General features: G+C 56.1%; 16 protein-coding genes. 13 read left to right on the top strand and 3 right to left on the bottom strand.

Translation table 11 applies throughout. The annotated features are described in order from the left end of the window. Nucleotides 1–273 precede the first annotated feature (273 nt). From FKM52_RS13985 to proY, 4 genes are all read left to right on the top strand, one after another. The gene (locus FKM52_RS13985) at nucleotides 274–1,377 is read left to right on the top strand and encodes a cobalamin-independent methionine synthase II family protein (RefSeq protein WP_141176789.1); all 1,104 of its coding nucleotides are present in this window, start codon (nucleotides 274–276) and stop codon (nucleotides 1,375–1,377) included. Continuing rightward, entirely contained in the window at nucleotides 1,329–1,628 is a 300-nt protein-coding gene (locus FKM52_RS13980) for a hypothetical protein (protein ID WP_141176788.1), read from the top strand. The genes FKM52_RS13985 and FKM52_RS13980 overlap by 49 nt, the downstream gene beginning before the upstream one ends. A gap of 152 nt (nucleotides 1,629–1,780) precedes the next feature. Continuing rightward, nucleotides 1,781–3,100 (top strand): branched-chain amino acid transporter carrier protein BrnQ, encoded by a 1,320-nt coding sequence (gene brnQ / locus FKM52_RS13975; protein ID WP_141176787.1) that lies wholly within the window; start codon nucleotides 1,781–1,783, stop codon nucleotides 3,098–3,100. A 68-nt stretch (nucleotides 3,101–3,168) separates the two neighbouring features. Then, complete coding sequence (proY, locus tag FKM52_RS13970; protein ID WP_141176786.1) at nucleotides 3,169–4,518, top strand: proline-specific permease ProY; 1,350 nt, start codon at nucleotides 3,169–3,171, stop codon at nucleotides 4,516–4,518. Nucleotides 4,519–4,579: 61 nt separating this feature from the next. On the opposite strand, the gene FKM52_RS13965 is transcribed toward proY, so the two are convergent. After that, on the bottom strand, nucleotides 4,580–5,830 hold the full coding sequence (locus FKM52_RS13965) for a mechanosensitive ion channel family protein (protein ID WP_141176785.1): 1,251 nt from the start codon (nucleotides 5,828–5,830) through the stop codon (nucleotides 4,580–4,582). A gap of 169 nt (nucleotides 5,831–5,999) precedes the next feature. Next, nucleotides 6,000–6,581, bottom strand: a complete 582-nt coding sequence (locus FKM52_RS13960; protein ID WP_141176784.1) for an ACP phosphodiesterase — start codon at nucleotides 6,579–6,581, stop codon at nucleotides 6,000–6,002. Between the two features lie 103 nt (nucleotides 6,582–6,684). On the opposite strand from FKM52_RS13960, the gene queA reads away from it, so the two are divergent. From queA to secF, 5 genes are all read left to right on the top strand, one after another. Continuing rightward, a complete protein-coding gene (queA, locus tag FKM52_RS13955) occupies nucleotides 6,685–7,755 on the top strand; it encodes a tRNA preQ1(34) S-adenosylmethionine ribosyltransferase-isomerase QueA (protein WP_141176783.1) in 1,071 nt (356 codons plus the stop codon). Between the two features lie 70 nt (nucleotides 7,756–7,825). After that, a complete protein-coding gene (tgt, locus tag FKM52_RS13950; protein ID WP_141176782.1) occupies nucleotides 7,826–8,950 on the top strand; it encodes a tRNA guanosine(34) transglycosylase Tgt in 1,125 nt (374 codons plus the stop codon). A gap of 24 nt (nucleotides 8,951–8,974) precedes the next feature. Then, on the top strand, nucleotides 8,975–9,310 hold the full coding sequence (gene yajC / locus FKM52_RS13945) for a preprotein translocase subunit YajC (protein WP_141176781.1): 336 nt from the start codon (nucleotides 8,975–8,977) through the stop codon (nucleotides 9,308–9,310). 22 nt (nucleotides 9,311–9,332) lie between these two features. After that, nucleotides 9,333–11,180: a protein translocase subunit SecD gene (secD, locus tag FKM52_RS13940; protein WP_141176780.1), complete on the top strand. Its 1,848-nt coding sequence runs from the start codon at nucleotides 9,333–9,335 to the stop codon at nucleotides 11,178–11,180. A gap of 10 nt (nucleotides 11,181–11,190) precedes the next feature. Next, the gene (gene secF / locus FKM52_RS13935) at nucleotides 11,191–12,159 is read left to right on the top strand and encodes a protein translocase subunit SecF (protein WP_141176779.1); all 969 of its coding nucleotides are present in this window, start codon (nucleotides 11,191–11,193) and stop codon (nucleotides 12,157–12,159) included. Between the two features lie 268 nt (nucleotides 12,160–12,427). Here the strand turns inward: secF and FKM52_RS13930 are convergent, their stop codons facing one another. Next, on the bottom strand, nucleotides 12,428–12,964 hold the full coding sequence (locus FKM52_RS13930; protein WP_141176778.1) for a DUF3251 domain-containing protein: 537 nt from the start codon (nucleotides 12,962–12,964) through the stop codon (nucleotides 12,428–12,430). 182 nt (nucleotides 12,965–13,146) lie between these two features. On the opposite strand from FKM52_RS13930, the gene nrdR reads away from it, so the two are divergent. The 4 genes from nrdR to nusB all read left to right on the top strand — a co-directional run bounded on the left by nrdR (nucleotide 13,147) and on the right by nusB (nucleotide 15,705). Next, complete coding sequence (gene nrdR, locus FKM52_RS13925; protein ID WP_038627640.1) at nucleotides 13,147–13,596, top strand: transcriptional regulator NrdR; 450 nt, start codon at nucleotides 13,147–13,149, stop codon at nucleotides 13,594–13,596. 3 nt (nucleotides 13,597–13,599) lie between these two features. Continuing rightward, the gene (gene ribD / locus FKM52_RS13920; RefSeq protein WP_141176777.1) at nucleotides 13,600–14,706 is read left to right on the top strand and encodes a bifunctional diaminohydroxyphosphoribosylaminopyrimidine deaminase/5-amino-6-(5-phosphoribosylamino)uracil reductase RibD; all 1,107 of its coding nucleotides are present in this window, start codon (nucleotides 13,600–13,602) and stop codon (nucleotides 14,704–14,706) included. A gap of 89 nt (nucleotides 14,707–14,795) precedes the next feature. Then, nucleotides 14,796–15,266 (top strand): 6,7-dimethyl-8-ribityllumazine synthase, encoded by a 471-nt coding sequence (gene ribH, locus FKM52_RS13915; RefSeq protein WP_141176776.1) that lies wholly within the window; start codon nucleotides 14,796–14,798, stop codon nucleotides 15,264–15,266. Between the two features lie 19 nt (nucleotides 15,267–15,285). Next, nucleotides 15,286–15,705: a transcription antitermination factor NusB gene (nusB, locus tag FKM52_RS13910; RefSeq protein WP_038627635.1), complete on the top strand. Its 420-nt coding sequence runs from the start codon at nucleotides 15,286–15,288 to the stop codon at nucleotides 15,703–15,705. Nucleotides 15,706–15,715 lie beyond the last annotated feature (10 nt).

The raw sequence follows: 15,715 nt of genomic DNA, 5'->3' as shown, positions 1-15,715 counted from the left end.
TCTACGGGTATACGGTTTGCGGCACGGTTAGCATCACGCGTGTTAACTATAATTTGCTAAGCGCAGCCGGCGCTGATAGCGCCCCTGTTCTGCTTAACCTCGATGATGAAAAAATTTCAAGTAAGATGAAATTTCCTCCCTTGCCGTCTGATGCAAGTCGTGCGACGCTGGTTTCAGACATATAGACATCCAGAAGTCTTAAAATAATAAGCTGAAACTATTTCACTGCTAAAGCAACGGGGCGGGATCGCCTCGTAACAGGAGTTGAACAACATGCAAAGAACAACCGCCCCTTTTCGCGCCGACGTGGTTGGCAGCTTTTTACGTCCTGCCGCCGTTAAACGCGCGCGTGAGCAGTTTGCCGCTGGTGAAATCGACGCCGCCGCGCTGCGTCGTGTCGAAGATGAAGAGATTCGTCATGTCGTTGAACAGCAGCGCGCCGCCGGATTACAGGTTGTCACCGATGGTGAATTTCGCCGCGCCTGGTGGCACTTCGATTTTTTCGATGGCCTGCAGGGCGTGGAGCGTTACGAAGCGGAGCAGGGCATCCAGTTTAACGGTATTCAGACGAAAGCGCGCGGCGTGCGCGTTACCGGCAAGCTCGGTTTTGGCGATCATCCGATGCTGGAAGATTTTCGTTTCCTGAACAGCATCAGCGGCGATGCGGTAGCGAAAATGACTATCCCCAGCCCCAGCGTGCTGCATTTTCGCGGCGGGCGCAAAATGATCGATGCTGAGGTTTATCCCGATCTGGCGGACTATTTTGACGATCTGGCGCAAACCTATCGCGATGCGATTAAGGCGTTTTACGACGCCGGCTGCCGCTATTTACAGCTGGATGATACCGTCTGGGCCTATCTCTGCTCGGAAGATCAGAAGCAGCAGATTCGCGCGCGCGGCGACAACCCTGAGGAGCTGGCGCATATCTATGCCCGCGTGCTGAATAAAGCGCTGCAGGGTAAGCCTGCCGATCTTACCGTGGGCCTGCACGTCTGCCGCGGCAACTTCCGCTCTACCTGGATCTCTGAAGGCGGCTATGAGCCGGTGGCGGAAATTCTTTTCGGCGGGGTAAATGTCGATGCGTTCTTCCTGGAGTACGATAACGAACGTTCCGGCGGCTTCGAACCGCTGCGCTTTATCAGGCCGGGCCATCAGCAGGTAGTGCTGGGGCTGATTACCACCAAGCAGGGCGAGCTGGAAGATGCGCAGAGCGTCAAAGCGCGTATTAAAGAAGCCACGCAGTATGTGGATATTAACCAAATTTGCCTGAGTCCGCAGTGCGGTTTCGCTTCAACGGAAGAGGGAAATAACCTCAGCGAGGCGCAGCAGTGGGAAAAACTGCGTTTGGTGGTGGATATCGCGAAAAACGTCTGGTAACTGGCGTAAATTTGTGCAGTCAGGCGCGTGAAAGCGCGCCTTTTGTGCATTTTCGCGCGGATAAACGCAGGAATTTACCCCGCGTTGCTGAAAAGAAAGTCATATCATGTAATGTGCTTGCGGCATACTTTGAAGCGATTATCTACCCTGGCACTTATATTCACTATATCGTTCTGCTTTTCCAAACCTGTATTGCCTTTCGCCGCTATAAACGTTTTACTTATTCTCCTTATCGCGGTTTCCCTCTGTGAAAAGAATAAAGCAGCTCAAAACCACTGCGCCCCACGTCGTGACGATGCATAAACTCCGGTTATTGTTTGAATCGATCATTTTAGCGCAGAGAGGGTGCGATAAGACTTAACACCACATCCACCGCAACATCAGTAGCAGGCAATACAGTTCTATGACACATCGTTTAACGTCGAAAGACATCATTGCGCTGGGCTTTATGACTTTTGCCCTGTTTGTTGGCGCAGGCAATATTATTTTTCCTCCGATGGTTGGTTTGCAGTCAGGCGAGCACGTCTGGACTGCGGCGCTCGGTTTCCTGGTTACCGCCGTCGGGCTTCCGGTTATGACGGTTATCGCGCTGGCGCGCGTAGGCGGCGGTATCGATGCGCTCAGCACGCCGATCGGCAAAGCGGCGGGCATTCTGCTGGCGACGGTCTGTTACCTTGCCGTAGGGCCGCTGTTCGCCACGCCGCGTACCGCCACCGTTTCCTTTGAAATCGGCATTGCGCCGTTAACCGGCGACGGCCCGCTGCCGCTGCTTATCTACAGCCTGATCTATTTCGCGCTGGTCATTGGCGTATCGCTCTATCCCGGTAAGCTGCTGGATACGGTGGGCCATATCCTCGCGCCGCTGAAAATCGTCGCGCTGGTGATTCTGGGCGTCGCCGCGCTGCTGTGGCCGGCGGGAGTCTCGATTACGGCAACCGACGCGTATCAAAACGCGGCGTTTTCCAGCGGCTTCGTTAACGGCTATCTCACGATGGATACGCTGGGCGCGCTGGTGTTCGGCATCGTTATCGTTAACGCCGCGCGTTCCCGCGGCGTGGAAGAGGCGAGCCTGCTGACGCGTTACACTATTCTGGCGGGCATTATCGCAGGCGTCGGCCTGACGCTGGTCTATCTCAGCCTGTTTAAGCTGGGCGCCGGCAGCGGTTCGCTGGCGGATCAGAATGCCAACGGCGCTGCGATCCTGCACGCTTACGTGCAGCATACCTTCGGCGGCATGGGCAGCTTCTTCCTGGCGGCGCTGATCTTTATCGCCTGTATGGTGACGGCGGTGGGCCTGACCTGCGCCTGTGCGGAGTTCTTTGCTCAGTACCTGCCGTTCTCCTATAAGACGCTGGTATTTATTCTCGGCCTGTTCTCAATGGTGGTGTCAAATCTTGGCCTGAGCCATTTGATTCAGATCTCCATCCCGGTGCTGACGGCGATCTATCCGCCCTGCATCGTGCTGATTGTGCTGAGCTTTACCCTGAGCTGGTGGAATAAAAACTCACGCATCGTGGCGCCGACCATGCTTGTCAGCCTGGTATTTGGTATCATCGACGCGATTAAAAGCACTGGCTTTAAAGATGCGCTGCCTGCCATTAGTCAGCATCTGCCGCTGGCCGAACAGGGGCTGGCCTGGCTGCCGCCTTCACTGGCGATGCTGGCTATCGTGGTGGTCGCCGATCGCCTGATGGGGCCGCAGCCGGTCAGCGCGCATCATTAATCCTGATACATTTCGGTATAACCACGGGCCCGCCCGTGGTTTTTCATTTCCACAGGTAAGATGTCACTATGCAAGAAACCAATAAGCTCAAACGGGGACTGAGCACGCGCCATATCCGTTTTATGGCGCTGGGTTCGGCGATTGGTACCGGGCTGTTCTACGGTTCTGCCGATGCCATTAAAATGGCCGGGCCGAGCGTTCTGCTGGCCTATATCATCGGCGGCGTGGTCGCTTATATCATCATGCGCGCGCTGGGCGAAATGTCCGTTAATAACCCGCAGTCCAGCTCATTTTCGCGCTACGCGCAGGATTACCTTGGGCCAATGGCCGGCTATATCACCGGCTGGACCTACTGCTTTGAGATCCTGATCGTCGCTATTGCCGACGTTACCGCTTTTGGCATCTATATGGGCGTCTGGTTTCCGGAGGTGCCGCACTGGATCTGGGTGCTGAGCGTGGTGCTGATTATCGGCGGCGTTAACCTGATGAGCGTCAAGGTATTCGGCGAGGTTGAGTTTTGGTTCTCCTTCTTTAAGGTGGCCACCATCATTATTATGATCGTGGCGGGCTTCGGGATGATTATCTGGGGAATCGGCAATGGCGGTCAGCCTACCGGCATCAGCAATCTCTGGACCAACGGCGGCTTCTTCGCTCATGGCGTGGTGGGCATGCTGCTATCGCTGCAGATGGTGATGTTCGCCTACGGCGGCATTGAAATTATCGGCATCACCGCCGGCGAGGCGGAAGATCCGGAGAAATCGATACCGCGCGCTATTAACTCGGTGCCGTGGCGTATTTTGGTTTTTTATGTCGGTACGCTGTTTGTCATTATGTCGATCTACCCCTGGAATCAGGTCGGCACCCAGGGCAGCCCCTTTGTTTTAACCTTCCAGCATCTGGGCATTGCCGCGGCGGCGTCGATTCTGAACTTCGTGGTGCTTACCGCGTCGCTGTCGGCCATTAACAGCGATGTGTTCGGCGTGGGACGTATGCTGCACGGCATGGCGCAGCAGGGCCACGCGCCGAAAGTGTTTATGAAGGTCTCCGGGCGCGGCATTCCGTGGGTTACGGTGGTGGTAATGATGCTGGCGATGCTGATCGCGGTTTATCTTAACTACCTGATGCCGGAAAAAGTGTTCCTGGTGATCGCTTCGCTGGCAACCTTTGCTACCGTCTGGGTATGGATCATGATTCTCTGCTCGCAGATTGCTTTCCGTCGCACCCTGAGCAGGCAGCAGGCGCAGGCGCTGAAGTTCGCGTTGCCCGGCGGCAGCTATACCGCGGCCTTCGGCGTGCTGTTTCTGATATTTATTATCGGCATGATCGGCTATTTCCCGGATACGCGCGTATCGCTTTATGTGGGCGCTGTCTGGATAGTGCTGCTGCTGGCGGGCTATAAGCTGGTGAAAAAAGCGTAACCAATAAATAAGCCGCAGCGATGCGGCTTATTTTTTTCTCTGTTTTGATGCGCTGACGGCGTTATTTTACTACCGAAGCGCTGAGCAGCTGCATATCGTGACCGGTTGGGGTCTGATGCACGCGCAGGCCAAAGGCTGGCAGAACGGCGTAAATATGATCGAAAATATCGGACTGGATACGCTCATATTCAAGCCAGACGGTCGTGTTAGTAAAAGCGTACACTTCCAGCGGCAGGCCATCAGAACCGGGCGCCAGCTGGCGCACCATCAGCGTCATATTTTGATGGATTTCCGGGTGATTACGCAGCCAGGCTTCGAGCCAGGCGCGGAAGGTGCCGACGTTGGTTAAATGGCGCCCGTTCAGCGGCGTGCTCAGGTCGCAGCTTAGTTCAGCGTTATGCCGGGAAACCTCAGCGATTTTTTGATCGATATAGGGCGCTAACAGCTGCGCGCGCTGCAACGCCGCCAGTTCATCTTCGCTAAGAAAATGGATGCTGGTGGTATCAATATTCAGGCTGCGTTTAATACGGCGTCCGCCCGACTCTGACATACCGCGCCAGTTTTTAAATGAATCGGCAATCAGCGCATAGGTGGGAATCGTGGTAATAGTATTATCCCAGTTGCGCACTTTTACCGTCGTCAGGCCAATATCGATAACCGCGCCGTCCGCGCCATATTTGGGCATATCCAGCCAGTCGTTAAGCTTCAGCATATCGTTAGCGGAAAGCTGAATTCCTGCCACCAGCCCCAGAATGGGATCTTTAAATACCAGCATCAGCACCGCGGTCATCGCACCCAGCCCGGTAATCAGCACCAGCGGCGATTTACCCAACAGCAGCGAGATGATCATGATGGCGAACAGAATCGCCGCTACCAGCTTAATACTCTGGAAAATGCCGCGCAGCGGCAGCTGATGGGCGATAGCGCTGTCGGCTGACAGTTCCAGCAGGATATCCAGCAGCGAAAAGAGCACCAGCAGCGTGAACAGCATCATCCAGACCTGGGAGATGACCAGCAAAATGGCATACAGCGGTTCGCCGTCATGTAAAAACAGGCTGGCCTGAATATTCAGCAGTACGCCCTGTAATAGCAGGGCAAAGCGGTTGAACAGAAGGTTATCGATTAATGATTTCGGCCACTGATAGCTGGAGGCGTAAGCGCGGCGCTTCAGCAGCGGCAGCAGTACGCGGTGCAGCAATAGGTGCACGATCAGCGAAATTAGCAGGATAATCGCCACGACTGCGGCTAGCGAAAGCGGTGTTGCGTAAGGCACGCCGAAGTGATTAAGCCAGTAAAGGATCTGGTGCTGCATATTTTCTCCCTGAGAAAGACTTGTCCTGGTTATTTAACAACGCGGCGCAACGGCGAGCATTCTCCGTCGGCGGCGGGCAAACAGGCCGCCTCGCCTGCGTTAAGCAGGGCGAGTCTACCAAAGCCTGGCGCGAAGGGATATCGTAAACTGACCGGCTCAGCCGGCGCGGTTAAAGTTGCTGCGCCGCGGCGCGCGCCATCAGACGCGGATAAAACTGCCAGAACAGCGTCTCCAGCGCGGAGTAATTAGCGTGAAAATCATGCCAGGAATCGCTAAGCGCCGCCAGCCGCGGCCGCCGCGACGCCATGCCGCGCAATACCTGCTGCAGGTAGGCGGCTTCGGCATAATGCTCCATCCAGCGCTCGCGCCACAGATATTGATTAAGGCGCTGAAAGCCTTCAGGCGATTGAGGCAGTATCGGCTCGATTTGTCTCTGCGCCTGAGCGAGAAACAGCGGCAGCGGCTGGTCAGGTACGAGACGCTGCCAGTAGCGTGAAAGAAAATGATCCCAGACGACATCCAGCGTGATCGGCGCTACCCGGCGCGTGCTGTCGCGGAACAGACGTTTAGCGCTGCGTACCTCCGGCAGGGCGTCGGTCAGGGCGTCGAGACGCCGATGCAGGGCGATGCCGGCGGCGATATCGGCAGGCCAGTGCGGCAGCGGATCGCCACGCACATAATCCGCTATCAGATTGCCCGCCAGCGAGCTGTTGGCCAGCGAGGCCAGATGAAGATGCGCAAGAAAGTTCATCCACGCAGTATACGCTAACAGAATGGATGCCGGGTAACAGTTCAGAATTTGCCGCTTTTCCGCTAGACTATGCCGCCTGTTTGTTATCCGTAAGACACTATGTATGCGCGTTGCCGATTTTTCTTTTGCATTACCAGAGTCGTTGATTGCCCATTATCCGCAGCCCCAACGCAGCGGATGTCGGCTACTGTCGCTGAACGGCCCCGATGGCGCGCTGAGCCATGGCGTGTTCACCGACGTGCTTGATAAGCTGAACCCCGGCGATCTGCTGGTATTTAATAATACCCGCGTTATTCCGGCCCGTGTTTACGGGCGCAAAGCCAGCGGCGGCAAGATAGAAATGCTGGTGGAGCGTATGCTGGATGACAAGCGCGTACTGGCGCACGTGCGCGCCTCTAAAGCGCCGAAACCGGGCGCAGAGCTGCTGTTCGGCGATGATGAAAGCGTGCGCGCCACCATGGTGGCGCGTCATGGCGCGCTGTTTGAAATCGAATTTGCCGACGCGCGCAGCGTGCTTGATATCCTGAACGCCATCGGCCATATGCCGCTGCCGCCCTATATCGATCGCCCTGATGAAGAAGCGGACCGCGAGCTTTATCAAACGGTCTACAGCGCGAAGCCGGGCGCGGTTGCCGCGCCAACCGCCGGTCTGCATTTTGACGAACCGCTGCTGGCGGCGCTGCGTGAAAAGGGCGTGGAGATGGCGTTTGTCACCCTGCACGTCGGCGCCGGCACCTTCCAGCCGGTGCGCGTGGATAGTATCGAAGACCATATCATGCACTCCGAATATGCCGAAGTGCCGCAGGAGGTAGTGGATGCGGTGTTGGCCTGCAAAGCGCGCGGCAATCGCGTGGTGGCGGTCGGCACGACTTCGGTTCGTTCGCTGGAGAGCGCGGCTCAGGCCGCCGGGGACGCGCTTATCGCGCCGTTCTTTGATGATACGCAGATCTTTATCTATCCTGGCTACCGTTATCAGCTCATCGATGCGCTGATCACCAATTTCCATCTGCCGGAATCGACGCTGATTATGCTGGTTTCCGCCTTTGCGGGCTATCGCCATACGATGAACGCCTATCGTGAAGCGGTGGCGCAGCAATATCGTTTTTTCAGCTACGGCGATGCGATGTTTATCACCCGTAATCCCCAGGCGCCCGACGAGAAGGTCGGCGCCTGACTAACCGGCGCCGCCGCGGCGGCGTCGTTGTGTTAATTATGCATCAGACTGTTTCTCTGGTGGAGGCAACGTGAAGTTTGAACTTGATACTAAAGATGGCCGCGCGCGTCGTGGCCGTTTGATTTTTGAGCGCGGCGTAGTGGAAACTCCGGCCTTTATGCCGGTAGGCACCTACGGCACGGTAAAAGGCATGACGCCGGAAGAGGTAAAAGAGACCGGCGCGCAGATTCTGCTGGGCAACACTTTCCACCTCTGGCTGCGTCCTGGCCAGGAAATTATGAAACTGCACGGCGATCTGCATGACTTTATGCAGTGGCAGGGGCCGATACTTACCGATTCCGGCGGCTTTCAGGTATTCAGCCTCGGCGATATTCGTAAAATTACCGAAGCCGGGGTGCATTTCCGCAACCCGATTAACGGCGATGCGATTTTCCTCGATCCGGAGAAATCGATGGAGATCCAGTACGATCTCGGCTCCGATATCGTCATGATCTTTGATGAATGTACGCCTTACCCGGCGGACTGGGATTACGCAAAGCGCTCTATGGAGATGTCGCTGCGCTGGGCGAAACGCAGCCGCGAACACTTTGATAAGCTCGGCAATAAAAATGCGCTGTTCGGTATTATTCAGGGCAGCGTTTACGAAGATTTACGTGATGTCTCCGTCAAAGGGCTGGTGGAGATTGGTTTTGATGGTTACGCTGTGGGCGGCCTGGCGGTTGGCGAGCCGAAAGAAGATATGCACCGTATTCTGGAGCATGTCTGCCCGCAGATTCCGGAAGATAAGCCGCGTTATCTGATGGGCGTCGGCAAGCCGGAAGATCTGGTGGAAGGCGTAAGGCGCGGCATCGATATGTTCGACTGCGTAATGCCGACGCGCAACGCGCGCAACGGCCACCTGTTCGTTACCGATGGCGTGGTAAAAATTCGTAACGCTAAGCATAAAGATGATACTTCGCCGCTGGATGCAGAGTGTGATTGCTACACCTGTCGCAATTACAGCCGCGCCTACTTGCACCATCTCGATCGCTGTAACGAAATACTGGGTGCCCGTTTGAATACCATTCATAATTTGCGTTACTACCAGCGCGTGATGGCGGGTTTACGCAAGGCCATTGAAGAAGGTAAATTAGAGCACTTCGTCAGTGACTTCTACACGCGGAAGGGCAAAGCGGTTCCGCCATTAAACGATTGATAATTAAACAATGAGGGAAATTTGATGAGTTTTTTCATTTCTGACGCAGTGGCAGCAACAGGCGCACCTTCTCAGGGAAGTCCATATTCTCTGGTGATTATGCTGGCCGTGTTCGGCCTGATTTTCTACTTCATGATCCTGCGTCCGCAGCAAAAACGTGCCAAAGAGCACAAAAAACTGATGGATTCCATTTCAAAGGGTGAGGAAGTGCTGACGACCGGCGGTCTGGTAGGGCGCGTTACCAAAGTAGCGGAAACTGGCTATATCACTATTGCGTTGAATGATAACAATGAAGTAATTATTAAACGTGATTTCGTGGCTGCCGTTCTGCCGAAAGGTACGATGAAGGCGCTTAATTGATAGTTTTCCTAAGGGAACTGCCGTGTTAAACCGTTATCCTTTATGGAAATACATTATGCTGATCGTGGTTATCGCCGTCGGTCTGCTGTATGCACTTCCTAACCTGTATGGAGAGGATCCGGCCGTTCAGATCACTGGTGCGCGCGGAAGCGCCGCCAGTGAGCAAACGCTGGACCAGATCCAAAACGTATTAAAACAAGAAAATATTCAGAGCAAATCCATTGCGCTGGAGCAGGGCGCCATCCTGGCGCGTTTCGCCAATACGGATGTGCAGCTGCGCGCCCGTGAAGCGCTGCTGAGCGCGCTGGGCGAAGATTATGTTGTCGCGCTTAACCTGGCGCCCGCCACGCCGAAATGGCTGGAAATGGTGGCGGCGCAGCCGATGAAGCTGGGTCTGGACCTGCGCGGCGGCGTGCACTTCCTGATGGAAGTGGATATGGATACCGCGCTCGGTAAGCTGCAGGAGCAGAATACCGACGGCCTGCGCAGCGATCTGCGCGAGAAGGGCATTCCTTATAGCAACGTGCGCAAAATTGATAACTACGGCGTAGAAATTCGTTTCCGCGACAACGCTGCGCGGGATGACGCCGTAAGCTACCTCTCCGGCCGCCATCGCGATCTGGTGATCAACAGCCGCGGCGATAACACGCTGCGCGCGGTAATGAGCGATGAACGCCTGCGTGAAGCGCGTGAATATGCCGTGCAGCAGAACATCAATATCCTGCGTAACCGCGTTAATCAACTGGGCGTTGCCGAACCGCTGGTACAGCGTCAGGGGGCCGACCGCATTGTGGTTGAGCTGCCGGGTATTCAGGATACCGCGCGCGCGAAAGAGATTCTTGGCGCTACGGCGACGCTGGAATTCCGTCTGGTTAATACCATGGTGGATGCGAATGCCGCTGCTAAAGGCCGCGTGCCGGGCGATTCCGAAGTGAAGCAGACGCGCGAAGGGCAGCCGGTGGTGCTGTACAAACGCGTTATCCTTACCGGCGATCATATTACCGATTCCACCTCCAGCACCGACGAATATAACCAACCGCAGGTTAATATTTCGCTCGATAGCGCGGGCGGCAATATGATGTCGAACTTTACCAAAGATAATATCGGTAAACCGATGGCGACGCTGTTTGTCGAGTATAAAGACAGCGGTAAGAAAGACGCTAACGGACGCGCGATTCTGGTTAAGCAGGAAGAAGTGATCAACGTGGCGAATATTCAGTCGCGTCTGGGCAACAGCTTCCGTATTACCGGCATCAACAACCCGAACGAAGCGCGCCAGCTTTCGCTGCTGCTGCGTGCCGGCGCGCTGATTGCGCCGATTCAGATTGTTGAAGAGCGTACTATCGGGCCGACAATGGGGCAGCAAAACATTACCCAGGGTCTGGAAGCCTGCCTGTGGGGCCTGATCGCATCGATTCTCTTTATGGTGGTTTACTATAAAAAGTTCGGCGTTATCGCCACCACCGCGCTGGTCGCCAACCTGGTGCTGATCGTCGGTATTATGTCGCTGCTGCCGGGCGCGACCTTAACGATGCCCGGCATCGCCGGTATCGTGTTGACGCTGGCGGTTGCCGTTGATGCCAACGTACTGATAAATGAGCGTATCAAAGAAGAGCTGAAGAACGGGCGTACCGTTCAGCAGGCGATTCACGAGGGCTATAAAGGCGCGTTCTCCAGTATTATTGACGCCAACGTTACCACGCTGATTACCGCCATTATTCTGTATGCGGTCGGCACCGGCTCCATTAAGGGCTTCGCCATTACCACCGCGATCGGCGTGGGCACCTCGATGTTCACCGCCATTGTTGGTACGCGTGCCATTGTTAACCTGTTGTATGGCGGCAAACGCATCAACAAGCTGTCTATCTGAGGAGTAGGTTGTGGCACAGCAATATAGTGTTGAACAATTAAACTATGGCCGTAAAGTTCATGACTTTATGCGCTGGGATACGCTGGCCTTTACCCTGTCCGGGCTGCTGCTGATCGCGTCGGTTATCATCATGGGCGTGCGCGGTTTTAACTGGGGGCTGGATTTCACTGGCGGTACCGTCATTGAAATCAACCTGGAAAAACCGGCCGAACTGGATACGCTGCGCGGCGCGCTGGAAAAAGCGGGCTTCGTGGAACCCCAGGTGCAGAACTTCGGCAGCAGCCGCGACGTTATGGTGCGCCTGTCGCCGAACGCGGGTAATGCGGGTCAGGAACTGGGCAACAAGGTTGTTACGGTAATTAATCAGGCTGCCGGTCAAAACGCGGCGGTTAAGCGTATTGAGTTCGTCGGACCCAGCGTGGGCAGCGATCTGGCGCAGGCGGGCGGCATGGCGCTGCTGGTGGCGCTGATCTGTATCCTGATATATGTCGGCTTTCGTTTCGAATGGCGTCTGGCGCTTGGCGCGGTACTGGCGCTGGCGCACGACGTGATCATTACGCTTGGTATCCTGTCGCTGTTTCATATCGAGATCGATCTCACCATCATTGCTTCTCTGATGTCGGTGATTGGCTACTCGCTGAACGACAGCATCGTGGTATCGGACCGTATTCGTGAAAACTTCCGTAAAATCCGTCGCGGTACGCCTTATGAGATCTTCAACGTTTCTCTGACGCAGACGCTAAGCCGTACTATCATGACTTCCGCCACGACGCTGGTGGTGGTACTGATGCTGTTTATCTTTGGCGGCGCGCTGCTGGAAGGCTTCTCGCTGACCATGCTGATCGGGGTTTCCATCGGTACGGTTTCCTCTATCTACGTCGCTTCGGCGCTGGCGCTGAAAATGGGTATGAAGCGCGAGCATATGCTGCAGCAGAAAGTAGAAAAAGAGGGCGCGGATCAGCCTTCGATTCTGCCGTAAGCACGGTAATATCAGTGATTAAAAGGCCGCTAATGCGGCCTTTTTTACATCACCAGATTGAATGGATAACGCCCGGTTCGCTGCTGGCCGGGCGCGGCGCCACACAATGCTGAAGGGCAGCGCCGGGCAGGTCTGAAGTAAAGCTTCCGCGTCATGGATGACGCGGCAGAGCCTCCAGGAGGATTTACGGCGTCTTTACGTAACGGCCTGGCCGCCGCTGGCCGGGCGCGGCGCCGGCACAATGCTGAAGGGCAGCGCCGGGCATAACTTAGTGGAGCGGCTCCACGCCATGCACCCGTACGTAGCCTAATCGATCCGGCGTCAGGCCGCTCAGGCGCAGCGGCACCGGCTGCCATGCTGCTGGCAACAGCGTGTTGCGCACCTCAATAGTTTGCGACAGCGCGCTGCCGCTCAGCGGCTGCCCGGTGGCGGCATCCAGCTCGCCCCATTCAACCTGCATGCGCAGATTTTGCAGCGGAGCATCGCCGGCGGAGCGAAGCGTAAGCAGCGCCCGCGTCCCGCTTGCCTCCGGCTCAATGCGCGTCAGCGACAGCATCAACGGCCCGGCAAGGCTTGCCAGCTCCACGCGACTACTGGCCGCAGGCAACAGCCATGCGCCCTGAGCCGACTGACTGTTAAGCTTATTCTGCAATTCCAGCGCGCTGGCCTGACGGGACAGCTGCAAAACCTGCTGATTCAGCTTAATCACCTGCCGATCCAGCGCCTCAGTCTTCGCTGGCGGCGCGGCGCAGCCGCTAAGCAACACGATGCCCAGTAGCGGCAGCAAAAGAAGCCCTGTTCTCATTTTTACTCTCCTCCTAACGCTTTCACTTACATAAGCTTAGGTGAAAGCGTCGGAGAGAGCGAAAAAGCGCGCTGCCTGTGCCATGTCGCACAGAAAAATGCCTTGCCAGCCCCCAGAGGCTTTGGTTGTCATGGGCTTCGGGGTACACTAAGGTTTAATTTTGTGAACCATCAGGATATGTCATGCATTGCCCATTTTGTTCCGCTGTGGATACCAAAGTGATTGATTCCCGTCTGGTTGGCGAAGGTACTTCGGTACGCCGTCGCCGCCAGTGCCTGGACTGTCATGAACGCTTTACCACTTTTGAAGTGGCGGAACTGGTGATGCCGCGCGTCATCAAAAGTAACGATGTTCGCGAACCCTTTAACGAAGATAAACTGCGCAGCGGCATGGTAAAAGCGCTGGAAAAACGTCCGGTCAGCTCGGATGCGGTGGAAAATGCTATCAGCCATATCAAAACGCAGCTGCGCGCTACCGGCGAACGTGAAATACCCAGTAAAATGATCGGCAACCTGGTGATGGATGAGCTGAAAAAGCTGGATAAAGTAGCCTATATCCGCTTTGCCTCGGTTTACCGCAGCTTTGAAGACATTCGCGAATTCGGCGAAGAGATCGCCCGCTTACAGGATTAAGCCATGCGTGATGAAAAATATATGGCGCGTGCGCTGATGCTGGCGTGGCGCGGAAAATTTACTACCACCCCTAACCCTAATGTCGGCTGCGTCATTGTACGCGATGGGGAGATCGTCGGCGAAGGCTGGCACCAGCGGGCCGGTGAGCCGCATGCGGAAGTACATGCGCTGCGTATGGCGGGCGAGCGCGCCAAAGGCGCTACCGCTTACGTCACGCTGGAGCCGTGCAGCCATCACGGACGCACGCCGCCCTGCTGCGATGCGCTGATTGCCGCCGGCGTAAGCCGCGTAGTGGCGGCGATGCAGGACCCTAACCCGGAAGTGGCGGGGCGCGGGCTGTATCGCCTGCAGCAGGCGGGCGTTGAGGTCAGTCATGGCCTGATGATGGCGGAGGCGGAAGCGCTGAACCGCGGCTTCTTAAAGCGTATGCGTACCGGATTTCCGTTTGTGCAGCTCAAGCTTGGCGCGTCGCTGGATGGCCGGACGGCAATGGCCAGCGGTGAAAGCCAGTGGATCACCTCGCCGCAGGCGCGGCAGGATGTGCAGCGCCTGCGTGCGCAGTGCTCGGCAATCCTGAGCAGCAGCGCTACCGTGCTGGCGGACGATCCGGCATTAACGGTACGCTGGCAGGAGCTGGGCGCGGATATTCAGGCTGACTATCCGGTAGAAAATCTGCGTCAGCCGGTACGGGTAATTGTCGACAGCCGCAACCGGGTCACGCCGCAGCATCGTCTGGCGCAGCAGCCGGGAGAAACCTGGCTGGCCCGCCTGCAGAGCGATGAAAATCAGGCATGGCCGCCCGGCGTGCGTCAGCTGCAGGTTCCGGCGCTTAATCAGCGCATCGATCTGGTCGCGCTGATGATGCTGCTGGGCAAACAGCAAATCAACCATATTTGGGTAGAAGCTGGCGCGCAGCTCGCTGGCGCGCTGCTGCGTGCCGGCGTAGTTGATGAGCTTATCGTCTATCTGGCGCCTAAACTATTAGGCGACAGCGCGCGCGGTCTTTGTACCCTGCCGGGGCTGGAGCGGCTGCATGATGCGCCCGCCTTCAGCTTTAGCGAAGTGGCGCAGGTCGGTCCCGATCTGCGTCTGACACTCCGCCCGGTTTAACGCCCTGCGGAAAAGCGGAAGCAGAGTGCGAAAGAGTGTGATAGAATCCGCCCCCCTGCGGGGCTAATAAGAACCCTGAAAGGAAAACTATGAAAATTATCGAAGCTGCTGTTGCCACGCCGGAAGCGAAAGTCGCCATCATTATCGCGCGTTTTAACAACTTTATTAACGACAGTCTGCTGGAAGGCGCGATCGATGCGCTAAAACGCATCGGCCAGGTGAAAGATGAAAACATCACCGTGGTCTGGGTGCCGGGCGCCTATGAACTGCCGATAACGGCGCGCGCCGTCGCCAAAGCGGGCAAGCATGATGCCGTTATTGCGCTGGGCACCGTCATTCGCGGCGGCACCGCGCACTTCGAATTTGTTGCCGGTGAAGCCAGCTCTGGTCTTGCCAGCGTCGCTATGAACAGCGACATCCCGGTCGCCTTTGGCGTCCTGACCACGGAAAATATCGAGCAGGCGATTGAACGCGCCGGAACCAAAGCGGGCAATAAAGGTGCGGAAGCCGCACTGACCGCGCTCGAAATGATTAACGTATTGAAAGCCATCAAAGCCTGATTTTTGTAAGGGGATTTTTGTGAAACCTGCTGCTCGTCGCCGCGCCCGTGAGTGTGCTGTCCAGGCGCTTTACTCCTGGCAGTTGTCCCATAATGACATTGCTGATATTGAATATCAGTTTCTCGCGGAACAGGATGTCAAAGATGTTGATATCAACTACTTCCGCGAGCTGCTGGCTGGCGTTGCGACCAACAGCGCGTACCTTGATGGTCTGATGAAGCCTTATCTGTCGCGCCAGCTGGAAGAGCTGGGCCAGGTGGAAAAAGCCATCCTGCGCGTTTCTCTCTATGAACTGAGCAAGCGTAGCGATGTGCCGTATAAAGTGGCGATCAACGAAGGTATTGAGCTGGCGAAAGTATTCGGTGCTGAAGACAGCCATAAGTTTGTTAACGGTGTACTGGATAAAGCTGCTCCACAAATCCGCCCCAACAAGAAATAATCTTCTGAGG

The sequence above is a fragment of the Mixta tenebrionis genome (assembly GCF_006517625.1).
Taxonomy (GTDB): Bacteria; Pseudomonadota; Gammaproteobacteria; order Enterobacterales; family Enterobacteriaceae; genus Mixta; species Mixta tenebrionis.
The sequence above is the reverse complement of the archived record's forward strand: the minus strand, read 5'-3'. Positions and strand labels throughout refer to the sequence as shown.